Below are 19,713 nucleotides of genomic sequence, written 5' to 3' on the forward strand. Positions count from 1 at the left end.
TTTAAAAGAATGTAAGGATGTCATCAGTAACGACAGAGAAGAATATTTCCAGGCGTAGCGACTTGTGGAGTCCTACCGAGCGGAGAAGGGATTAGCGGGAAATAGAAACGCAACCGTGCTCGCGCTACGAAGCGGCTACCACTTTTGCGTTTCCCCGCTAATCCCTTCGGAGCGGGCAGTCTCAGCCCCCAGCAGGACGGAGCCTGGAGCCTAGCCTGGAAATATTCTTCTCCCCACTACAGCCACATAGTAAAAAAGGAAGGACTGTTGTCCCCCCTTTATGCTTGTGCCTCCATCAATTGCTGCAGCTTCTTAATTCCACGGAAGTGCAGGATTTTCACCGAAGCCTCTGTCTTACCCAAGATTTCCGCGATCTCATTCATTCGCAAATCTCCGAGATAGCGCAGGGCGATTACATTGCGCTGATCCTTTGTCAGCGTGTGCACCTTTTCCCACAAGCCCTCAGTAGTCTCCTGAGTCAGGAGGCACTCCTCCGGCAGCTGATCTGTTGCTACCATATTGCTAAATGTGTCCTGATCTACCGGACTCTCCCGCTTCTTGCGCATGTAGTCAATCAAAGCGTTGTGCGCAATTCGGAAAATCCAGGCGCCAAAAGGATGGCGGCCATCGTACTGCTCAAGCTTGGAGTACACCTTGATAAACACAGTCGTTGTCAGGTCTTCCACATCCCAGACGTTTTTTACCCGGTAGCGGAAATAGCGATATATTTTAGCAGAGTAATCTTCGTAAATTTGTTGGTGACTTAATTTTGGATACATGATTGCTGTCGTCATAATCGATCTCCCGTTTCGTGATCCGTATGAATTGATTTCATTGTACGGTCGAAACGAAGCAGGAACCATCGAGTTATATTTCAGGAAGCTTACACTTTTGTAAGGTACTTATGCACTCGTTGTAAGCTCGCACAAGTAGGTACGGAAGAGGTTTCATTTTGGTTACAACTTTCGAAAGAAATTTTTAAGAATTTCTTAAGGAGTAATTTAAGTTGTCTTCAAAACGTTGTGGTGGGGGAGAAGCCCTGTCACATGTTCTCCAGTCGCCTATATCCTCTCTACGTTCGGGCGGTCTCCTTCCGAACATGTGACAGGACTTTCGAATAGCCATGGGACTACTTCCTTCATTTCATAGTAGTTTTCACGCTACATGATGCTACTTCTTAGTAGTAATTCCACAATCAATCTTGAATTCACTTTCAGGCTTTTCACAAAAAGCTGCGCAGGAGAAGCGCATTTCCAGTCCAAGCGCCTCTGGAGCCCGCCCCAGCGGAGGAATAAATGGCGGGGAATTTAAGCTTCACTTATGGAATCCTTCATTGAAATTTCTACGTTTGAAGCGCTCCCGTCATTTATTCCTCCGCGGACAGTCAATCCCCCAGTAGGGCGTAGGCCGAAGCGTAGACTGGAAATGCGCTTCTCCCCCACAACAGCTACTTTAATAAAAAAACGCCCCCGAAAAAATTCGAGGGCACTTGCTATTAAATCAAACCAAGACGTTGGAAAATCGTATCCACATGCTTCAGGTGGTAACGATAGTCAAAGCACTCATCCAGCTCTTCCTTGGACAGTGTAGAACTAACCGTTGCATCCTCCTCCACGATCGCACGGAAGGAGCGTTGCTCTTCCCACGCCTGCATCGCACGAGGCTGTACCGTGTCATAGGCTTGCTCGCGGCTCATGCCTTTTTCGATCAGCTTGAGCATCACTTGCTGGGAGTAGATCAAACCAAAGGTACGATCCATATTGCGCTTCATATTTTCAGGGAACACCGTCAAGTTTTTCACGATGTTCATGAAACGGCGCAGCATGTAGTTCAACGCTTGCGTTGCATCTGGCAAAATCACGCGCTCCGCAGAGGAGTGAGAAATATCCCGCTCATGCCAGAGGGAAACATTTTCATATGAAGTGAGCATGTGACCGCGGATAACACGAGCCAGGCCGCAAATGTTTTCGCTGCCGATCGGGTTGCGCTTGTGTGGCATTGCGGAAGAACCTTTTTGCCCTTTGGCAAATGCTTCTTCCACCTCGCGCATTTCACTCTTTTGCAGACCACGAATTTCTGTCGCGAATTTTTCCAAGGAGGTTGCGATCAGTGCCAATGTCGCCATGTACTCGGCATGACGATCACGCTGCAAGGTTTGGGTAGAGATAGGTGCTGCCGACAGTCCCAGCTTCTCGCACACGTAAGCTTCCACGAACGGATCGATGTTTGCATATGTTCCAACTGCGCCAGAGATTTTGCCGTACGCCACTTCTTTTTTCGCAGCCTGAAAACGCGCCAGGTTGCGCTTCATTTCTTCATGCCACAGAGCCAGCTTCAAGCCAAAAGTCGTAGGCTCCGCATGTACGCCATGCGTTCTTCCCATGCATACCGTATCCTTGTGCTCACGAGCTTTGTCTGCCAAAATCTCGATGAAGTCTTGAATGTCACCCTCCAAAATTTCGTTCGCCTGACGCAGAAGGTAAGATAGGGCAGTATCCACCACATCTGTAGAAGTCAGCCCGTAATGCACCCACTTCTTTTCTTCGCCCAAGGTTTCCGATACCGCACGGGTAAACGCCACCACATCATGGCGTGTCTCTTCTTCGATCTCATAGATTCTGTTCATGTCAAAAGTAGCTTTATCCCACAGCTTTTTCACGTCTTCCTCAGGAATGACGCCCAGCTTGGACCATGCTTCACACGCGAGAATTTCTACTTCCAGCCACGCTTTGAATTTGTTTTCTTCCGTCCAAATGGCACGCATTTCCGGTCGGGAGTAACGTTCGATCATGATAATACCTCCGATGTATTCGTCCAGATTTTCAGCTCATCAATCAGGGTGAGCGCTTCTTCCACAGTAGGGGCGAGCACATTGATATGCCCCATTTTCCGCTTGGCCTTGCTCTCTGCTTTTCCGTACAAATGGAGCTTGGCTGTGCGCGGCAGCTTGTCGATCTGATCGATGACAGGCTGTAGATGCTCTCCCAAAATATTAACCATCACGACGCTCGAGAGCAACTCTGTAGATCCCAAAGGCAGATTGCAGACCGCCCGAACATGCTGCTCAAACTGCGAGGTCACACAAGCATCCATGGTAAAATGCCCGGAGTTGTGCGGTCTCGGCGCCAATTCATTGACGTACAGCTGACCATCTTCGGTCAAAAACAGCTCAACCGCGATAAGTCCAACCACACCCAGCTTTTCTACAATCGTACGGGCAATTTCTTCTGCGCGTGCTGCGACTTCAGCCGAAATTCGTGCTGGAACAATGCTCAAATGCAAAATGTTTTCCTGATGAATATTTTCTGACACAGGAAAAACAGCCAGTTCTCCCGCAGGATTGCGTGCAGCAATAACAGAAAGCTCCATTTGGAATGGTACAAATTGTTCCACGATCAGCTCTGTACCTGCTTTGGCCAACGTTTCAAACGCCTCCGCCAGCTCGGCCTCACTTCTCAATACCCATTGTCCTTTGCCGTCATAGCCGCCAGTTGCTGTTTTCATGACAGCAGGCAGTCCCAGATCACGCACGGCGTCCTGCAAATCCTCCAAGCTGTTCACTACGCAAAACGGAGCGACAGGAATGCCGATTTCGCGAATGGCGGTCTTTTCCCGAATCCGATTTTGGGTGATACGCAAAAGGCGGCTTCCCTGCGGTACATAAGCGTGGCTCTCCAATACTTCTGCAACCTGCGCATCGACATTTTCAAATTCATAAGAGATGACATCACTGACCGAGGCAAGCTGCATCGCTGCTTCTACATCATCGTAGCTGGCAACAATTTGCCGATCTGCCGTTTGGCCGCATGGTGCGTCTGCTGTCGGGTCCATGGTGACAAAGCGGTAGCCCATAGCTCGTCCCGCAAGAGCAATCATCCGTCCAAGCTGTCCTCCGCCAAGTATTCCTAGGGTCGATCCTGGTTTGATTTGCTTGCTGTCCTTGGTAGTCATTCCAGTTCACTAGCCTCCAGCACCTTATTGCGAACATCATCCCGTCTTTGCACGAACCGCTCTTGTACATCCGGATATTTGATCCCCAAAATTTGCGCAGCCAATAACCCTGCATTGATGGCTCCAGCTTTTCCGATCGCAACCGTCGCCACAGGCACGCCCCCTGGCATTTGCACAATCGACAAAAGCGAGTCGAGACCATTCAAGTTGGATGATTTCACCGGTACACCGATAACGGGCAACTCTGTCTTAGCAGCTACCATTCCTGGTAAATGGGCTGCCCCTCCCGCACCTGCAATAATGACTTCCAAGCCGCGGCTTTTAGCGGTCTCGGCATACGTAAACATCAAGTCTGGCGTTCTGTGTGCAGACACGACCTTCTTTTCGTACGGTACCTGCAATTCGTCCAAAATTGCGCAAGCTTCCTTCATCGTTTCCCAGTCTGACGTACTGCCCATAATGACTCCTACCAAAGGCTGTAGCATGAACCATTCGCCCCCTACGTTTTGTAACATCAGAAGAAAACCCAACCGACTAACGGCTTTTTTCGCCATTCTCATCGCCTGGGCTATTCGAACTCGTTTTCTCTCAACGTATTCAGTGTAGCAGGGAGAAAGTTTGCCTGTCAACCTCGTTTCCGAACATTTAAAAATGACCCATTCAAAATTATTCGTGTTTGCCTTTTTTCATCCAATTGTTTGCCCCTTCGGCTTTCTCAAGTGCAACCTGAAGCCAATAATCCAAAAAGGGTGTGGCATCCGCTCCAGCAGCCGCAGTCAAGAGCTCTGTCATTTGCTCCCCATTTGCTTGCTTGTATTGATGATCTCGTACATATTGACGCAACACCTGATGCAGTCGTTCGGTTCCCCATTCTTCTTTCAAGCTCCACCACATGGCACCGGCTCGCCCATAGACGAGGTCATTGTAGCTCCTCCAATCTGGAAAAGCCGCCACGGACGACTTCGCAGTGACTCCTTGGTTCGCATATCCTTCCGCTGCCCGTGCTTGGTCTAGCCGCATTTGAATATACGCTTGTGATCGTGCGGCGGACTTTTGCTGCAAAAAAACCATCGTTGCATAATCCGTCAGTCCCTCATCCAGCCAAGCCTCTCGCACCTCGTCGTTTCCGACTAAACCGTAAAACCATTGATGTGCCGTTTCATGCGCTACGACCGCTTCCCCCATGGCATCGCTACGGTCAAAATACTCCTGCGCAATAAAGACGAGACTCGGATATTCCATTCCACCAAAGAAGCCGCCTGTCTTGACAACATCGTATTCCTTATACGGATACACCCCGAACTGTTTTCCGTAATAGTCGAGAGACTCCCTAGCAGTCTCATGCATTCGTTCTACGTTTTGCGGGTCATCACTTTTCTGCACCCATGTTCGTACGATAGTTTCCCCGACCTTGCCAGATATGGGCTGGTACGTATCGTCCATGACAACAAGAGCAAAATCCCGAACGTTCCATGCGTCCACCTCATAGATTTTATGCCGTTGCGGTCTCGTCTCGGTGATGACAGCCACGCTCTCCAATCCACTCGTCGCAAGCTGGTAACCCTCTGATAACTGCACACGCAAATGATAATTCGCCACTTCCGAGTAAAAAGGATCGCCAATCGCGGAATAAGGATCGAGCCGCCAGCCTCCTGCGTCCTTGACCGCCAGGATCGGCAGCCAGTTGCCCAGCCACATCGCATGATCATGAAAAGACATTCGCCCGTTGTTGTAAGGGACCGCGAGCTGAAAATTCATATCCACTACCGTCTCAGCAGACGATGTTCTTGCAGGAAGGGGCACTTGTAAAAGCGTATTGGTCTTTCCCCCATACTGTACGCCGACATTTTTTCCATTTACCCGTACTTCACTTATCTTGATACCACCAGGCTCACGCTGTTTGCCCAGCACAACCTCCCAGTTCTCTCCACTGAGGGCAGCATTCGCCGAAAAAGCATTGGGATATAAATGAAAAAAAGCTTGGTCATCTTGTGGGACAAAACGAGCCGTCAGCTTGCCTGTCACCACGTGCTTGCTCATATCGATTTGTACATCGGCCTTGTAAGTGTTTGCAGCTTGCCTGTGATCAATCACCACAATCTCCTGAGCATCTAAACTAGCCTGCCCCGTCCAAGGACGTACGGACAAGAATACAGTCAAAACGACTCCCACTGCCACGATGACCACCCAATGCTTTCGCCACATCGTGATCCCCTGCCTTCGATTACTTCTTCTGATGCTTGAGACGTTGGCGCTCCAGCCAAGCTGCTGCCTCTTCCTGCTGGGACATGTCTACCTTCAACCAATAATCCAAGAAAGCGCTAGCATCTTCTCCTGCCATCTCAGATAGAAATGCTTCCCATTCCTTTCCGCTCACCACCTGATAACGGTACTTCTCGACATACTGCTTCAAAACGTCATGTACCCTCTCTTCTCCCCACGCTCCCTGCAACAGCCACAGCATCGAGGACGGACGGGAATAAACGAGATCGCTATAGCTCTGATTATCAGGGAATGCAGACAGCGCTTGCCAAGGACGCAGTTCCTGTGCCACATAAAACTGAACAGTAGTACCACGCTCCAGCCGTCCGCGCACCCGTCCTGCTCCCAACAGCGGTTCTTGCTGAGATAAATACGAGAGCGTCACGTACTCTGTGAATCCCTCATCCAGCCATGCTTCCTTTACCTGATTATTTCCGATCAAGCTATAAAACCACTGGTGCGCGGTTTCATGTACAACCGTGACGATACCTGTTTCTTCCCCCGAAAAGAAATGACGTCCGTCGAGAAAGACTAATGCAGGATACTCCATTCCGTTAATCGCGCCGCCTGTCCTTACCACATCGTATTCGGTATAGGGATAGTCACCCAATTGATGATGAAAATAGGCGAGGGACTTCGCTGCTTCTTCATGAATCTGCTTAGCCACTGTCGGATCATCTGTTTTGCGCCACCATGTTCGGACTACTGTTTCGCCCACTTTCGTTTCCGTTCGCTGATAGGAGGCATCCATAACGACAAGGGCAAAATCCCTCACATTTTCTGCACCGAGCTGTATCGTCTTTTCTCCCTCACGAACAGAAACCTGCTTCGCAGCCCTGTCTGCCGCTGTACTCGCCAGTTGATAGTCTTTTGGCAGCGTTACGTTCACCTCATAATCTGCGTTCTCACTGTAAAAAGGATCACCGACAGGCTCGTATGGATCGAGATGCCAGCCTTCCTGATCGTACGCCGCAAGAACCGGGAGCCAGTTCCCCAGCCAGATTGCTTGGTCATCGTACGACATCCTGCCGTCGTTTTGCGGTAGAGTCATTTCGAACTCCATGACAATCTTTCGTGGGCCTTGTTCTCCTTCCAGAGGCACTTCAAGTATGTTCACGTCTTTCGTCTTTTTGCCGACAACAGCTACACCATCGACCAAGAGCTTTTTATAAGTGTATGAGCCAAGCTTTGAGCCATTGCCTAAAAGTTCCTCCCATAGCATGCCTTGATGCTCTTCTGTAAATACGTTCGGGTATAGATGGAGATAGGCACGAGCAGGGTCTTTTGGCCAAAAGGTAATGGTAACGGTTCCTGCTACTTCTTTCTTGATTGGATCGATTCGCACATCAGCCTGATAGAGCGGCTTACGCTTGAGCGCAGTACCCTCCTCAGCATTTACAGGCAATATCCACGTCAAAAACAATAAGCTACAACTGACCATTGAGACCCATTTCTTCACGCCATCTCCCCCTTTTCTCTACTGTACAAAAAATGGAAGAAAAAGACTATCTTTCCTCTTTACCACCTGCTAACTTGTCGGACAGCCACTTTTCTACCAACTCCAAAGGAACCGGCTGCTCCGTTCCCTCTCGCATGTCTCGTACGACGACCTGCCCACTATTCACTTCGTTTTCCCCATAGATCAATGCAAAAGCTACGCCTTCTTTATTTGCATAATCGAGTGCTTTTTTCAGCCGTCTACCCGTCAGCTCTAGCTCGACTCTGACGCCGCTCTCGCGTAATCGATTGGCCAGCCCAAGACTGGATGCTTCTGTCCCGAGAGGAATGACGAGTACATCGGCAGCTTCCTGCTCTTGTGTGTTGCGATTTGCCAACGCGGCAAGAATGACATCCAATCCAAACGAAATCCCTACAGCAGGATACTCTCTTCCATCATCCAAAAGCCTACCGATGATCTGATCGTAACGTCCCCCACTGCCGATACTTGACGTAATACTTCCATCCTGCAAAAAGATCTCATACACAATCCCCGTGTAGATCCCTAGGCCTCTTGCCAAAAATGGCGAGAAACGAAGATCCCCATTCACACCCGCTCCTTTTACATAGGCAAGCATATCGCGCAGCTCCCGAATCCCTTCCTGAACAAGCGGGGATGTAAAGCGCTCTGCCAACAGATCTAGCGTATTCACACCTTCTTGCAGGAAAGACGTAATCGCCAAAACGAGTGACTCCTCGACGTTTCGCTCCCGCAAATCATCACGTACTCCGTCCACGCCAATTTTCTCGAGCTTATCCAGCGACAGCATGACGTCTCCTGCTCGCAGGGCGGGAACTCCCAACTCCTGAAGCACCCCAGTTAATAACTTTCGGTTGTTGACCTCAATGTACACGTCGAGCCCAAGCCGCTTGAAAGCCTCAAACGCCATACTGAGCAATTCTGCTTCAGCCAGCACCGATGTCGTTCCGACGATATCGACATCGCATTGAATAAATTCGCGCAATCGCCCGGTTTTTACTGGACCGTCCCGAAATACTTTCCCGATCTCATACCGTTTGAACGGCATTCGCATCTCAGGATTCATGCCCACCACCTTCGTCAACGGTACGGTCAAATCATAGCGCAGCCCAAGTTCCCTATCTCCTTGGTCGTTCAAGCGATACACTTCCTTCAAGATTTCATCCCCGCCGCCGTACTTCGAGGCCAGCAATTCGTAGTGCTGCAGCATAGGCGTCTCCAACGGTTTGCAGCCGTATGTCTCGAATACAGCTTCGAGCGTCCGTCGTATCCAGTTTCGTTGCATTTGCTCCTGCGGCATGAAATCCTTTGTGCCTTTTACCGTTTTTAATACTTCGTTTTCCATGAGAAACACCCTTTCTTTTTCAGATGGAGAAAACCAAAAAAGCCATGCAAGGCAACTTCATGCCCGCATGGCTTCCATAAATACACCACCGCAGGCACGAAGCACAAGAAGCGCTTGCACCTGCGGAAAAATTTCCGAAGATACAAACGCTCTACGTGTGGTGATGCTGTCCTTGGAACATATTGAGACCTGTCATTTTCATCGGTCCATCCTTCCAAGATAAAAGATTTTTCCAATCATAGCGCAAAAAAAGCTCCCCGTCCAGTAGACGAAGAGCTTAATTACCAAAAAATTCTATTCGCGCAACCAGATGAAGTACGCCAGGAAGACGAAGAACAGCACATACATCGCCGGATGCACTTCACGAGCCTTGCCCTTCATTACCTTCATCACCGGATAAACGATGAAGCCTGTCGCAATACCTGTTGCAATACTGTAAGTCAATGGCATCAACAAAATCGTCAGGAATGCAGGGAACGCTTCATCGAGGTCATCCCAAGCCACTTTTGCAATGTGAGAAGCCATCAGAACCCCGACGATAATAAGCGCTGGTGCAGTAACCGCTGGTGTCACAATTGCGAGAATCGGCGAGAAGAACAACGCCAGAAGGAACATAATCCCGGTGACAACTGCGGTAAATCCGGAGCGTCCGCCTGCCGCTACCCCTGCTGTCGATTCAACATAAGCCGTAGTCGTAGATGTACCGAGGACCGCACCTGCCATACCTGCAATTGCATCGGAAGCGAGTGCTTTTCCTGGACGTGGCAAATTGCCGTCTTCGCGGAGCAATCCAGCTTGGTTCGCTACACCCAGAAGCGTACCTGTCGCATCGAAAAAGTCTACAAACAAGAACGTCAAAACTACAATCAGCATATTCACAGTGAACAATGCAGATGGATCACCGAGATATTGGAACGCAGCACCGAATGTAGGAGCAAGGCTCGGTGGTGCAGAAACGATTTGCTCAGGGAGATTCACCAGTCCGAAAAACATCCCAGTAACCGCCGTAATCAACATCCCGATAAAGATACCTGCATTGATTTTACGAGAAAGCAGAATAACCGTCACGATCAGACCAAACACAGCCAGCAATGCATTTTTCGCTGCCAAAATATCTTCCGGCTTCATGCCTTCATGATAGAAGGTCAAATGTCCCAGTGCTACGAAGGTGGCATCATTTGCTACGATGATACCTGCGTTTTTCAAACCGATAAATGCGATAAAAAGACCAATCCCTGCTGAAACTGCGTATTTCAAGCTTTGTGGAATCGCTTTGATGATCGCTTCACGAACACCTGTCAGGGACAGAATCAAAAAGATTGTACAAGAAAGGAATACGCCAGCCAAAGCCTGTTGCCAAGGAATTTGCATCGTCAGAACGACGGTATAAGTAAAAAATGCGTTCAAACCCATTCCCGGAGCTTGACCGATTGGCAAACGTCCGAGAATACCCATTAACAGTGTACCGAGAGCAGCAGCCAAAGCCGTTGCAGTAAAGACAGCCCCAAATTCAGGGTAGTTCGCTTTTAAATCTGGAGGCAGATCAGCACCACTGAGAATGAATGGATTGACAGCCAAGATATAAGCCATAGCCAAAAAAGTAGTGATACCCGCGATAATTTCGCGACGGTAATTGGTGCCTAGCTTGTCAAACTCGAAATACTTCCGCACCTATAAGTCCCCCCATACTAATCTTGTGGCAAAAAACAGTTAGACTGTTTTTTGCCGACCGTAAACGGTCACATCTTACTTTAATGAAAAACGTCGAGTCGTTTTTCACAAAAAAAAGGCCCGGACGCTCTTATCATGCGCCTGGCCTCCAAACAAAACACTCCGGGAATAATTCCAAATATAATAACAAAATCAGATCCCGATGACATTTTGTTCGTAGCCAGGTCGTTAATGGCGACCATGTAGAAACTCTTGAGCCATATTCTCAAGAATATACGAACCTTCCTATATTACCTGCTCACATTGAGAAGTGTATCAGGTGACATAGGGAATGTCAACGAAAATACGAACATTCATTTTTGGAAAGAGTTTAATATCCGGATATTTTCTATTTCTGTCCTTAAGAAAGCCTGTGTTATAATTCATAACTAGATTCCTGATCTCAACAATCTCTTTGAAGGTGATTCAAAATGAACTTTATGGATGCTTGGGAACAAATAATAGCGGAGCAGGAACGAGAACGTGACCGGCTTCGAGCCAATCAAATCACCGTACAAGTCGACGATAAAAAAAAGAGCAAACGCAACGATCATCAAAAGGAGAAAGTCATCGAATATGGCTTTATAGAACGTGATTTGTATGATGAGAATCTATTTGGAAGGTTTGAACTCTATTTCGCCGATCGCGACGCTCTTCTCCAGCAAGATCGGTTTGGAGATGAAATTGCTTTTGGTGAGCTTGCAGATGAACATGCAGTTGCCACGGCAATCTTCTCCTATTTAGCGGAGCACTATTCTCAGTTTTTAGAGGAAACTCCCTTCGCTATCAGTTATAACCCGATTGCAGAAGCTTGGATTATCGAAGGAACTCTTCCGCCGGGATGGCTAGGCGGGGTCATTTATATTGCTCTTGCTAAAGAAAATGGAAAGCTTCTCATGATGTATGGAACGAGATAATTCTTGGACATAAAAAACTCTCTTTTATTCGCAAATCGCGCAAATAAAAGAGAGTAATTTTTTGTTCCTATTCCCACTCAATTGTTGCTGGTGGTTTGGACGTTACATCATACACAATGCGGTTTACATTGTCTACTTCATTCACGATACGCACAGAGATTTTCTCCAATACATCCCACGGAATGCGCGCCCAGTCAGCAGTCATACCATCAATAGAAGTTACCGCACGAATCCCTACTGTGTAAGAATACGTACGAACATCTCCCATTACACCTACAGTCGTCATGTTTGGCAAAGCCGTGAAGTACTGCCAGATTTCCCGGTCGAGACCTGCCTTGGCAATCTCCTCACGCAAGATCGCATCCGATTCACGAACAATCTTCAGTTTTTCTTCTGTAACTTCACCCAAAACACGAATGCCGAGGCCTGGTCCTGGGAATGGCTGACGCCAAACAATCTCATCTGGCAAGCCCAGCTCTTTACCCAGTTTGCGTACTTCGTCTTTGAACAAGGTTTTCAGCGGTTCAATCAACGTGAACTTCATGTCTTCTGGCAATCCGCCTACGTTGTGGTGCGATTTGATTGTTTGTGCAGTTGCTGTCCCGCTCTCGACGATATCCGTGTACAGCGTACCTTGTGCCAAGAAGTCCATATCGGTCAGCTTCGCTGCTTCTTCATCGAATACATAAATGAACTCGTTACCGATGATTTTGCGCTTTTGCTCTGGGTCAGAAACACCTTTAAGCTTGCTCATGAAACGCTCACGAGCATCGATTTTGATCACTTTCATGGAGAATTTTTCAGAGAATGTCTCCATTACCCCTTCTGCTTCCCCTTGGCGCAGAAGACCGTGGTCAACGAACATGCACGTCAATTGATCGCCAATCGCTCTGTGAATCAGTGCTGCTACTACGGAAGAATCTACACCGCCGCTCAACGCACACAGTACTTGCTTATTGCCAACTGTTTCACGAATGCGAACCAGCTCGTCTTCGATGAACGTCGTCATGCTCCAAGTCGCTTCACATCCACAAATGTTGAACAGGAAGTTTCCGATGAACTCAGTACCTTTTACGGTATGGACTACTTCTGGATGGAACTGTACACCGTACAGCTGGCGCTCAGGGTTGCTGATCGCAGCTACTGGGCAGCTGTCGCTTACTGCATCAATGACAAATCCGGTTGGGAGCTCCACTACTTTGTCAGAGTGGCTCATCCACACGATTTCGTTTGTATCCCATTTGTCGTACAAGCTGTGTTTTTGCTGCATACGCAATTCAGCTTTTCCGTACTCGCGTTTACCCGCGCGTTCTACTTTTCCGCCCGTCAAATGGCTCATCAACTGCATACCGTAGCAAATACCCAATACAGGCAAGCCCAGGTCAAAAATCGCCGGGTCTACAGTCGGTGCTCCCTCTTCGTACACGCTAGCAGGTCCGCCAGAGAAAATAATCCCTTTTGGATTTATCTCTTTAATCTTTTCAACAGGTGTATTGAACGGAATGAGTTCGCTATAAACACCCAGATCGCGTACACGGCGCGCGATCAACTGATTGTACTGGCCTCCGAAATCGAGTACGACGACCATTTCCATTGACTTGTCCATCATATCCCCCTTCTCCTGTAACATACAGGACGTGCAAGTGTCGGCATGCCATGCGAAGTTGTCGCATATTTGCAAAAAAGCCGGGACTGCTATCTCCGATAAACAATACGGAGGCAACGTCCCAGCTTGTGTACACATGTGCGGTTTGCATGTACAAAAATCCGATGTGCTCTCCTCGTAGTCGCCAAATTTACGGTCTAGCGGTAGAAACTTTCAGGCCCTATTCCTGATCATTATACGAGTCTCATTGATCGTCATTCTAGCAGATGGAACGGCATTGTTCAAGGCTTCAATTGACGGATTAATCGTTCGAGTATTTGCTCTGCTACTGTTCTCGCCTTTTGTTCCATATGTTTGTAGCCATACACGGTACGTTCGTACAGCTCGGTCAAATAGCGCAGGTCTTGTCGCTTGTCTGCTGGCAGCGTCATCCTGCCCACATACTCCCGCAACGTCTCGCCTGGCTGTCTACGCGTGTAGACCCGCTCCATCATTCGCATCAGCAAATGGTAGCGATCCTGGAACTCACTGCTGCGCTCCTGGCTCAATTGTCTGCGCATCCACCATAGCTGGATGTCTTGTCTGCGACGCCACGCGATTATTCCTGCCACGACAGCCGCTACAGCCAATCCCGCGTTTACTTGCCAAGGAATTTTAATCCAACTGCCTGCTGGGCTGTCGCCCTCTTCCAGCTCATTGAAACGTCCATCCCCACGATCGATATTCGTTTGATTCTCCATGTTTGGCAATGGAACGGGGATCTGCGGCTGTGAGGTGACCAGATCATAATTAAAACGAACAGGCGACATGAATGTACTCGTCGCTTCAAAAGGAACCCAACCAACCCCCGGGAAGTATACCTCTACCCACGAGTGAGCATCCTTGTTGCGCACTTCTACAGTCTCGTAGTTAAACGCATCCGTTCCCACTCGTTCACCTGGAGCAAAGCCCTTGACCCAACGTGTTGGGATATCCAGGGTACGAAGCATAACCGCCATCGAAGTGGAGAAATGGTCACAGTACCCTCGAAGGCTGTCAAACAAGAAGTGATCGACAAAATCCTGACCTTCTGCAGCGACAGGAACGTCTTTCGTTTCATACTTATATTTTCCACTTGAGCGCAAGTAATTCTCGATCGCTCTCACTTTGTCATAAGGAGTCTTCGCATCCTTGGTAATGGTCGCAGCAAGCTCTCTTACTCGCGGAGACACCGAGGCTGGTACTTGCAAATAGCGCTCTTTGATATCATCCGGATAGTTTATCCCGGCATTCGTCACGGCCTTTTCACTGACAATCGGTACTTCTGTCTCGACCTTGTATTGATTCAGTTTAAGCAAAAGAGGATTGGGGCCGTACTCTGGCTGACCGTTTTTCTCGCTAAGCTGAACCAAGTTGATTTTTCCTGCCCGTACTTCGAGTTGCTGATTCATTTTGTCATAAACAACGGTTGCCTCTGGTGGAGCGTAGTTGCTTACCTTTTTCAGCTGACCTTGATAAAAGACAGTCGGGAACTGCTGTGGGCCTTTAAAATCTAATGTAGCTTGTACCTTCTTCGTTTCAAGCCCTTGGAACAACGTATTCTCCCATGTATAGGTTTGCGGATCCAGGATTGACTCATAATCTCTCTCGCCTTTTTCCCAGCCAACTCCCGTATACACGTCCTTTGAGTCACCACGCCAATAGCTGCGTTCGTTTGTCTTTGCAATAAACACCAGTGTGTTATCTTGCATGAAAGGACCGCCCAACCGTTCGTCGTTGTTGTCGTATCCTACTTTTTTCATCACGCCAACAGGGGCATCGTTTCCTTTCCCTGTTAAATAGGCGATCGGATCAGGCCATGACGGTCCTGCCTTCGGCGCAGCATAACCAATGCCTATACAGACCATAATGATCATCACGGAGGCAAGCAGTGAGTTGAGCATAATACGGCTTTTCTTCCCTGCCAATGTTGCCATGTTCGTCATCTTCATCAGATGGCTGATAGCCAGCATCAGGAAACCAATAATCAACGTCCGTACAACCCCTGCACTGGCATCATACGGGAGAAACGTATCCAACACAACCAAATACATTTCCGTCAAAAAGACAAACCATAGGCCTTGCCGTTGTTCCAGCACCAGATACGTTAGCATCGTCGCTAACAACACCAAGACGAGATCAAACAAGGTATTCCGCGACAAGATCGACATGCTCGCCCAATCCTGTTGGAACGCTAACGGAAGATCGTGAATCAACTGCCCGTACAATTCGCCAATCCATTCCGTGTCAAAAAACGATTTGTCAAATAAGGTAGCATGCAAAAGCCCCATTAGCCCCAGGGCCTTGATCGGCAAGGTTAACCATCGATAAGGGATCAACAGGTCAATGAAAATGACTCCAGCCACAATCGCATAAAACGGCCACAGAATACCCGTGTCGGTTAATGTCTGTAGTGGAATAAGCCACTCTCTTAACATCAGGAACAGAAAAAGGGCCAAGACCCATTCCCAAATCGTTGGACGCTTCCAAACGCTCATGAGTCTATGCACCTCCAATCCGTTTCCACTCTTGATCATCCATGTGAATAGACGTACATGTTACTTTGTTTGCGCCTAGCAGCTGCAACGCTTGTTTTTGTTCATGCGAAATCGTTGACTCGTTCTGCATGAGAAACACTTGCACCCGTCTGCCTTTTTGAGCGAGTGTGATCAAACGACTGATCAACGCTTTTTCTACATGTGGTGTAATAATAATCAAAGTGACACCCTGAGGCTGCTCCAATGCTTCTCTTCCCACAATTCTTGCAAATAACTCTTGTCCTTCTGGAGCGACACGAGCTAATTGATCAAAAACTCTGAGGAAATGTGCATGGGTCAGACCTGGTGGTATCGAAATGCGTTCTGCTTGCTTGTACACGAGCCCATAATGGTATTGATTCCGATTGGCGTAAGCGATCAGACTCGCGGCTAGCTTCACTGCTGTTTCGAACAAGTGCACAGGCTTCCCATGATAGCTCGCCTTCTCCACATCAAGGAAAAAGACCGCCTGATTCATCGCCTGATGCTCAAACTCCTTCGTCTTCAGACCCGTTCCCCGTGCGGAAGCTCGCCAGTGAATCTGGCTCAACCGATCTCCCCGATGATAGTCTCTTACGCCACGTACTGCTGCTACGTCGTCAGAGCGACGATGGGAAACATGCACAGTCCCACTGAAGCTCCCGTCCCCAAGGGCCCAATGGGTCAATTCTTTGTATTTTGGATAAACGAGAAACTCTTGAGAAATCGAATAAACCTTGCGACGCTCAAAAAATCCAAAAAAATCCCCGCCGCTCACTACACATTCATCGAGACGATAGTATCCCCTCGGTACATTGGGGATGACATAACGAAATTCGACTTCCCTTTTGAACCACGGGAATATCAGTTGTCGATGCGGCTCATACACACCAGCCAGCCTCGCCGGCAATGGCTCCATAATCATATTCCATCCCAACGGAAACCAAGTCCTCCGCCGCAGGCGAATCGTTACAATGACATCTTCCCCATCCTGTAGACGATTGCGATCCAGTTCACGCTCGACTTCTAGCTTCGCGAACATGAGTAAATAAGCGACAACTTCATATACGAGAAACACCAAACTACTATAGAAAAGAAACCAGCTTGAGAAGCCGCCTTGAAATTTTGCGAATACGTAGGTGATCAGGACTAATGCAATCGCCTTGAGCTTACCCCACCTTTGCTGTCTCATCTCCAATCACCGCCTTAGCTTACCGGGACACGGGTCTCAGACAAGATCATAGCCAACACCCGCTCTACGGTTGCTCCTTCCAGTCTTGCTTCTGGTTTCACAATCATCCGGTGTGCAAACACTACTGGAACCAGTTCCTTCACATCATCTGGAATGACATAATCGCGTCCACGAACGAATGCCAATGCCTGAACAGCCCGGAAGAGAGCAAGGGAACCGCGCGGGCTCACGCCTAGATAAATATGATGATGCTCACGCGTACGATGACATAGACGCACGATGTATTCTTTTATTCCTTCCGATACCTTGATCGTCGATACCTGACGTTGAAGTTCCGCAAGCTCAGCCGTAGACATAACTGGCTGAAGCTCTTCTAAAGGATTCGCTGCCGAGAATCTGGACAGCATCCGCATTTCTTCCTCTACGGTTGGATACCCCAAGCTTAATTGCATGAAAAATCGGTCCAATTGCGCTTCAGGTAATGGGAAGGTTCCTTCATACTCTAATGGGTTTTGCGTAGCCATCACAAAAAACGGCTCTGCCAATCGATACGTAGCACCATCGATTGTTACCGAGCGCTCTTCCATTGCTTCCAAGAGTGCGGATTGTGTTTTTGGCGAAGTCCGGTTGATTTCGTCTGCAAGAATGACATTTGCAAAAATCGGCCCTTGTCGGAACTCAAACTCCAGATTTTTTTGATTAAAAATAGCAACCCCAGTCACATCCGTTGGCAACAAATCTGGGGTAAACTGAATGCGTTTAAACTCACCGCTGATTGATTTGGACAATGCACGTACCATCATGGTCTTCCCAACGCCCGGTACATCTTCGAGCAAAACGTGACCATTCGCTAGAATAGCCGCAACCATGAGCTCAATCACAGAGCGTTTACCAATCAATACTTTTTCTATATTATCGATTAAACTGGCTATTGCAGGATTTACTTGTTCCAATTTTATAGGGTTCATGTTGATACAACTCCTGTTCCATCATATTGTTCCGTCAGGTTTGTAACAGCTGTTCCTCCATGCTTTCAGCGTAATTCTAAAGTAATTGATGCAATTAGGAGATACAAGGGAAAAATGCTTAAAATTTGAAAAACGCGCAAGTTGTTATAAAAAAAAGAGTAGGATCTCCTCCTACTCTTCGGTTTCATATGAAATATGGCGTGCCCTGAGAGATTCGAACTCCCGACCTTTTGATTCGTAGTCAAACGCTCTATCCAGCTGAGCTAAGGGCACAAATAAATGGAGCGGACGAAGGGTCTCGAACCCTCGACCTTCGCCTTGGCAAGGCGACGCTCTACCAATTGAGCTACGTCCGCATGTTGTTTCTTATAAATTTTTTACTTAGGGCAAAGCCTTCTGTCATAGTATGGTGCGGGTGAAGGGACTTGAACCCCCACGGTTGCCCGCCAGAACCTAAATCTGGTGCGTCTGCCATTCCGCCACACCCGCATTTTACTTAGAACAGAAAAGGCATTACTGTTACTATCACGCAGTTTTGCTAGTTCATCTAAAAAACTGGTGAGCCATGAAGGACTCGAACCTTCGACCCTCTGATTAAAAGTCAGATGCTCTACCAACTGAGCTAATGGCTCGCAAATGGCTGGGGTACTAGGATTTGAACCTAGGAATGACGGAGTCAAAGTCCGTTGCCTTACCGCTTGGCTATACCCCAATGGTGGTGCCGGCAATAGGACTTGAACCCACAACCCCCTGATTACAAGTCAGGTGCTCTACCAATTGAGCTATACCGGCGTTGTTGAATATGATTAGTGGTGGCTCGGGACGGAATCGAACCGCCGACACGAGGATTTTCAGTCCTCTGCTCTACCGACTGAGCTACCGAGCCATTTATGATTATCTTCGCCATTTGTTAAAGAAAATGGCGGAGCTGACGGGACTCGAACCCGCGACCTCCGGTGTGACAGACCGGCGTGAACTCCAACTTCACCACAGCTCCATATTTGGTTGCGGGAGCAGGATTTGAACCTGCGACCTTCGGGTTATGAGCCCGACGAGCTACCGAGCTGCTCCATCCCGCGACAATTTGGACGATCGAGTGTCAATGTTGCCAAAAGACGTGGCGCTTTTAGCTGACCTTCCTTGTCCATTAATATAAGTGGTGGAGGCTGACGGGATCGAACCGCCGACCCTCTGCTTGTAAGGCAGATGCTCTCCCAGCTGAGCTAAGCCTCCAGGATCCCTGCAATTGCAGGGCATGTTGCTAGGTGACCCGTAGGGGATTCGAACCCCTGTATGACAGCGTGAAAGGCTGCTGTGTTAAACCGCTTCACCAACGGGCCAAGATTATGAAATATGGTGCGGTCGGCGAGACTCGAACTCGCACGGGTCGCCCCGCCACCCCCTCAAGATGGTGTGTCTGCCAATTCCACCACGACCGCAACTAATATGGTAGCGGCGGAGGGAATCGAACCCCCGACCTTTCGGGTATGAACCGAACGCTCTAACCAGCTGAGCTACACCGCCATGAAGCTATGAGATTAAAACATATGGCGGAGAGTGAGGGATTCGAACCCTCGCTACGCTTGCGCATACTAACGGTTTAGCAAACCGTCCCCTTCGGCCTCTTGGGTAACTCTCCGTATATGGCTCCTCGGGACGGACTCGAACCGCCGACCGATCGGTTAACAGCCGATTGCTCTACCAACTGAGCTACCGAGGAACGTTGAAGGATTTATTCCTTCAAAACTGAA

13 protein-coding genes, 15 tRNA genes and 2 riboswitches are annotated in these 19,713 nt (G+C 48.6%); of the genes, 1 reads left to right on the forward strand and 27 read right to left on the reverse strand.

Going from position 1 to position 19,713, the window contains the following annotated elements:
* Positions 1–278: 278 nt before the first annotated feature.
* From C7R93_RS29365 to C7R93_RS29405, 8 genes are all read right to left on the reverse strand, one after another.
* Positions 279–794, reverse strand: a complete 516-nt coding sequence (locus C7R93_RS29365; protein WP_106842107.1) for an RNA polymerase sigma factor — start codon at positions 792–794, stop codon at positions 279–281.
* Positions 795–1,495: 701 nt separating this feature from the next.
* Positions 1,496–2,791, reverse strand: coding sequence for an adenylosuccinate lyase (gene purB / locus C7R93_RS29375; RefSeq protein WP_106842108.1), 1,296 nt, complete (start codon positions 2,789–2,791; stop codon positions 1,496–1,498).
* On the reverse strand, positions 2,788–3,951 hold the full coding sequence (gene purK, locus C7R93_RS29380; protein ID WP_106842109.1) for a 5-(carboxyamino)imidazole ribonucleotide synthase: 1,164 nt from the start codon (positions 3,949–3,951) through the stop codon (positions 2,788–2,790). The genes purB and purK overlap by 4 nt, the downstream gene beginning before the upstream one ends.
* Positions 3,948–4,436: a 5-(carboxyamino)imidazole ribonucleotide mutase gene (gene purE, locus C7R93_RS29385; protein WP_012684280.1), complete on the reverse strand. Its 489-nt coding sequence runs from the start codon at positions 4,434–4,436 to the stop codon at positions 3,948–3,950. The genes purK and purE overlap by 4 nt, the downstream gene beginning before the upstream one ends.
* A 181-nt stretch (positions 4,437–4,617) precedes the next feature.
* A complete protein-coding gene (locus C7R93_RS29390; RefSeq protein WP_106842110.1) occupies positions 4,618–6,156 on the reverse strand; it encodes a M1 family metallopeptidase in 1,539 nt (512 codons plus the stop codon).
* Positions 6,157–6,175: 19 nt separating this feature from the next.
* Complete coding sequence (locus C7R93_RS29395; RefSeq protein WP_106842111.1) at positions 6,176–7,672, reverse strand: M1 family metallopeptidase; 1,497 nt, start codon at positions 7,670–7,672, stop codon at positions 6,176–6,178.
* Positions 7,673–7,718: 46 nt separating this feature from the next.
* On the reverse strand, positions 7,719–9,035 hold the full coding sequence (locus C7R93_RS29400) for a histidine--tRNA ligase (RefSeq protein ID WP_106842112.1): 1,317 nt from the start codon (positions 9,033–9,035) through the stop codon (positions 7,719–7,721).
* 294 nt (positions 9,036–9,329) lie between these two features.
* Positions 9,330–10,706 carry an NCS2 family permease gene (locus C7R93_RS29405; RefSeq protein ID WP_106842113.1) on the reverse strand — a complete coding sequence of 459 codons (1,377 nt, stop codon included), beginning with the start codon at positions 10,704–10,706 and terminating at the stop codon, positions 9,330–9,332.
* Between the two features lie 197 nt (positions 10,707–10,903).
* A riboswitch (purine riboswitch) is annotated at positions 10,904–11,005 on the reverse strand.
* Positions 11,006–11,176: 171 nt separating this feature from the next.
* Here C7R93_RS29405 and C7R93_RS29410 point away from each other — a divergent pair.
* Entirely contained in the window at positions 11,177–11,662 is a 486-nt protein-coding gene (locus C7R93_RS29410) for an NTF2 fold immunity protein (RefSeq protein WP_106842114.1), read from the forward strand.
* 67 nt (positions 11,663–11,729) lie between these two features.
* Here C7R93_RS29410 and guaA read toward each other — a convergent pair whose 3' ends face one another.
* The 19 genes from guaA to C7R93_RS29505 all read right to left on the reverse strand — a co-directional run bounded on the left by guaA (position 11,730) and on the right by C7R93_RS29505 (position 19,682).
* Complete coding sequence (gene guaA / locus C7R93_RS29415; RefSeq protein ID WP_106842118.1) at positions 11,730–13,268, reverse strand: glutamine-hydrolyzing GMP synthase; 1,539 nt, start codon at positions 13,266–13,268, stop codon at positions 11,730–11,732.
* Between the two features lie 158 nt (positions 13,269–13,426).
* A riboswitch (purine riboswitch) is annotated at positions 13,427–13,529 on the reverse strand.
* 20 nt (positions 13,530–13,549) lie between these two features.
* On the reverse strand, positions 13,550–15,784 hold the full coding sequence (locus C7R93_RS29420) for a transglutaminase TgpA family protein (RefSeq protein WP_167402512.1): 2,235 nt from the start codon (positions 15,782–15,784) through the stop codon (positions 13,550–13,552).
* 4 nt (positions 15,785–15,788) lie between these two features.
* Positions 15,789–16,994, reverse strand: coding sequence for a DUF58 domain-containing protein (locus C7R93_RS29425; RefSeq protein ID WP_106842116.1), 1,206 nt, complete (start codon positions 16,992–16,994; stop codon positions 15,789–15,791).
* 14 nt (positions 16,995–17,008) lie between these two features.
* Positions 17,009–17,962 (reverse strand): AAA family ATPase, encoded by a 954-nt coding sequence (locus C7R93_RS29430; RefSeq protein ID WP_106842117.1) that lies wholly within the window; start codon positions 17,960–17,962, stop codon positions 17,009–17,011.
* A gap of 196 nt (positions 17,963–18,158) precedes the next feature.
* A tRNA-Arg gene (locus C7R93_RS29435) sits at positions 18,159–18,235 on the reverse strand.
* Positions 18,236–18,242: 7 nt separating this feature from the next.
* Positions 18,243–18,318: transfer RNA gene (locus C7R93_RS29440), tRNA-Gly, on the reverse strand.
* A gap of 51 nt (positions 18,319–18,369) precedes the next feature.
* A tRNA-Leu gene (locus tag C7R93_RS29445) sits at positions 18,370–18,451 on the reverse strand.
* A gap of 67 nt (positions 18,452–18,518) precedes the next feature.
* A tRNA-Lys gene (locus C7R93_RS29450) sits at positions 18,519–18,594 on the reverse strand.
* A gap of 5 nt (positions 18,595–18,599) precedes the next feature.
* A tRNA-Gln gene (locus C7R93_RS29455) sits at positions 18,600–18,674 on the reverse strand.
* A 4-nt stretch (positions 18,675–18,678) separates the two neighbouring features.
* Positions 18,679–18,754 (reverse strand) — tRNA-Thr (locus C7R93_RS29460).
* Between the two features lie 18 nt (positions 18,755–18,772).
* Positions 18,773–18,848 (reverse strand) — tRNA-Phe (locus tag C7R93_RS29465).
* A 34-nt stretch (positions 18,849–18,882) separates the two neighbouring features.
* Positions 18,883–18,959 (reverse strand) — tRNA-Asp (locus tag C7R93_RS29470).
* Positions 18,960–18,964: 5 nt separating this feature from the next.
* Positions 18,965–19,041, reverse strand: a tRNA-Met gene (locus C7R93_RS29475).
* Positions 19,042–19,119: 78 nt separating this feature from the next.
* A tRNA-Val gene (locus C7R93_RS29480) sits at positions 19,120–19,195 on the reverse strand.
* Between the two features lie 33 nt (positions 19,196–19,228).
* Positions 19,229–19,302 (reverse strand) — tRNA-Glu (locus C7R93_RS29485).
* A gap of 14 nt (positions 19,303–19,316) precedes the next feature.
* Positions 19,317–19,401: transfer RNA gene (locus C7R93_RS29490), tRNA-Leu, on the reverse strand.
* Positions 19,402–19,409: 8 nt separating this feature from the next.
* A tRNA-Met gene (locus C7R93_RS29495) sits at positions 19,410–19,486 on the reverse strand.
* A 24-nt stretch (positions 19,487–19,510) separates the two neighbouring features.
* A tRNA-Ser gene (locus tag C7R93_RS29500) sits at positions 19,511–19,601 on the reverse strand.
* Positions 19,602–19,606: 5 nt separating this feature from the next.
* Positions 19,607–19,682: transfer RNA gene (locus C7R93_RS29505), tRNA-Asn, on the reverse strand.
* Positions 19,683–19,713: the final 31 nt, after the last annotated feature.

Source organism: Brevibacillus fortis (assembly GCF_003013395.1).
GTDB classification, from domain to species: domain Bacteria; phylum Bacillota; class Bacilli; order Brevibacillales; family Brevibacillaceae; genus Brevibacillus; species Brevibacillus fortis.

Bases quoted from the DNA above. Each gene is read 5' to 3' on its own strand.
- C7R93_RS29420 (WP_167402512.1), bottom strand. From the start codon at position 15,784: ATGAGCGTTTGGAAGCGTCCAACGATTTGGGAATGGGTCTTGGCCCTT.
- purK (WP_106842109.1), bottom strand. From the start codon at position 3,951: ATGACTACCAAGGACAGCAAGCAAATCAAACCAGGATCGACCCTAGGA.
- purB (WP_106842108.1), bottom strand. From the start codon at position 2,791: ATGATCGAACGTTACTCCCGACCGGAAATGCGTGCCATTTGGACGGAA.
- C7R93_RS29425 (WP_106842116.1), bottom strand. From the start codon at position 16,994: ATGAGACAGCAAAGGTGGGGTAAGCTCAAGGCGATTGCATTAGTCCTG.
- C7R93_RS29410 (WP_106842114.1), top strand. From the start codon at position 11,177: ATGAACTTTATGGATGCTTGGGAACAAATAATAGCGGAGCAGGAACGA.
- purE (WP_012684280.1), bottom strand. From the start codon at position 4,436: ATGCTACAGCCTTTGGTAGGAGTCATTATGGGCAGTACGTCAGACTGG.
- C7R93_RS29430 (WP_106842117.1), bottom strand. From the start codon at position 17,962: ATGAACCCTATAAAATTGGAACAAGTAAATCCTGCAATAGCCAGTTTA.
- C7R93_RS29400 (WP_106842112.1), bottom strand. From the start codon at position 9,035: ATGGAAAACGAAGTATTAAAAACGGTAAAAGGCACAAAGGATTTCATG.
- C7R93_RS29365 (WP_106842107.1), bottom strand. From the start codon at position 794: ATGACGACAGCAATCATGTATCCAAAATTAAGTCACCAACAAATTTAC.
- guaA (WP_106842118.1), bottom strand. From the start codon at position 13,268: ATGGACAAGTCAATGGAAATGGTCGTCGTACTCGATTTCGGAGGCCAG.
- C7R93_RS29390 (WP_106842110.1), bottom strand. From the start codon at position 6,156: ATGTGGCGAAAGCATTGGGTGGTCATCGTGGCAGTGGGAGTCGTTTTG.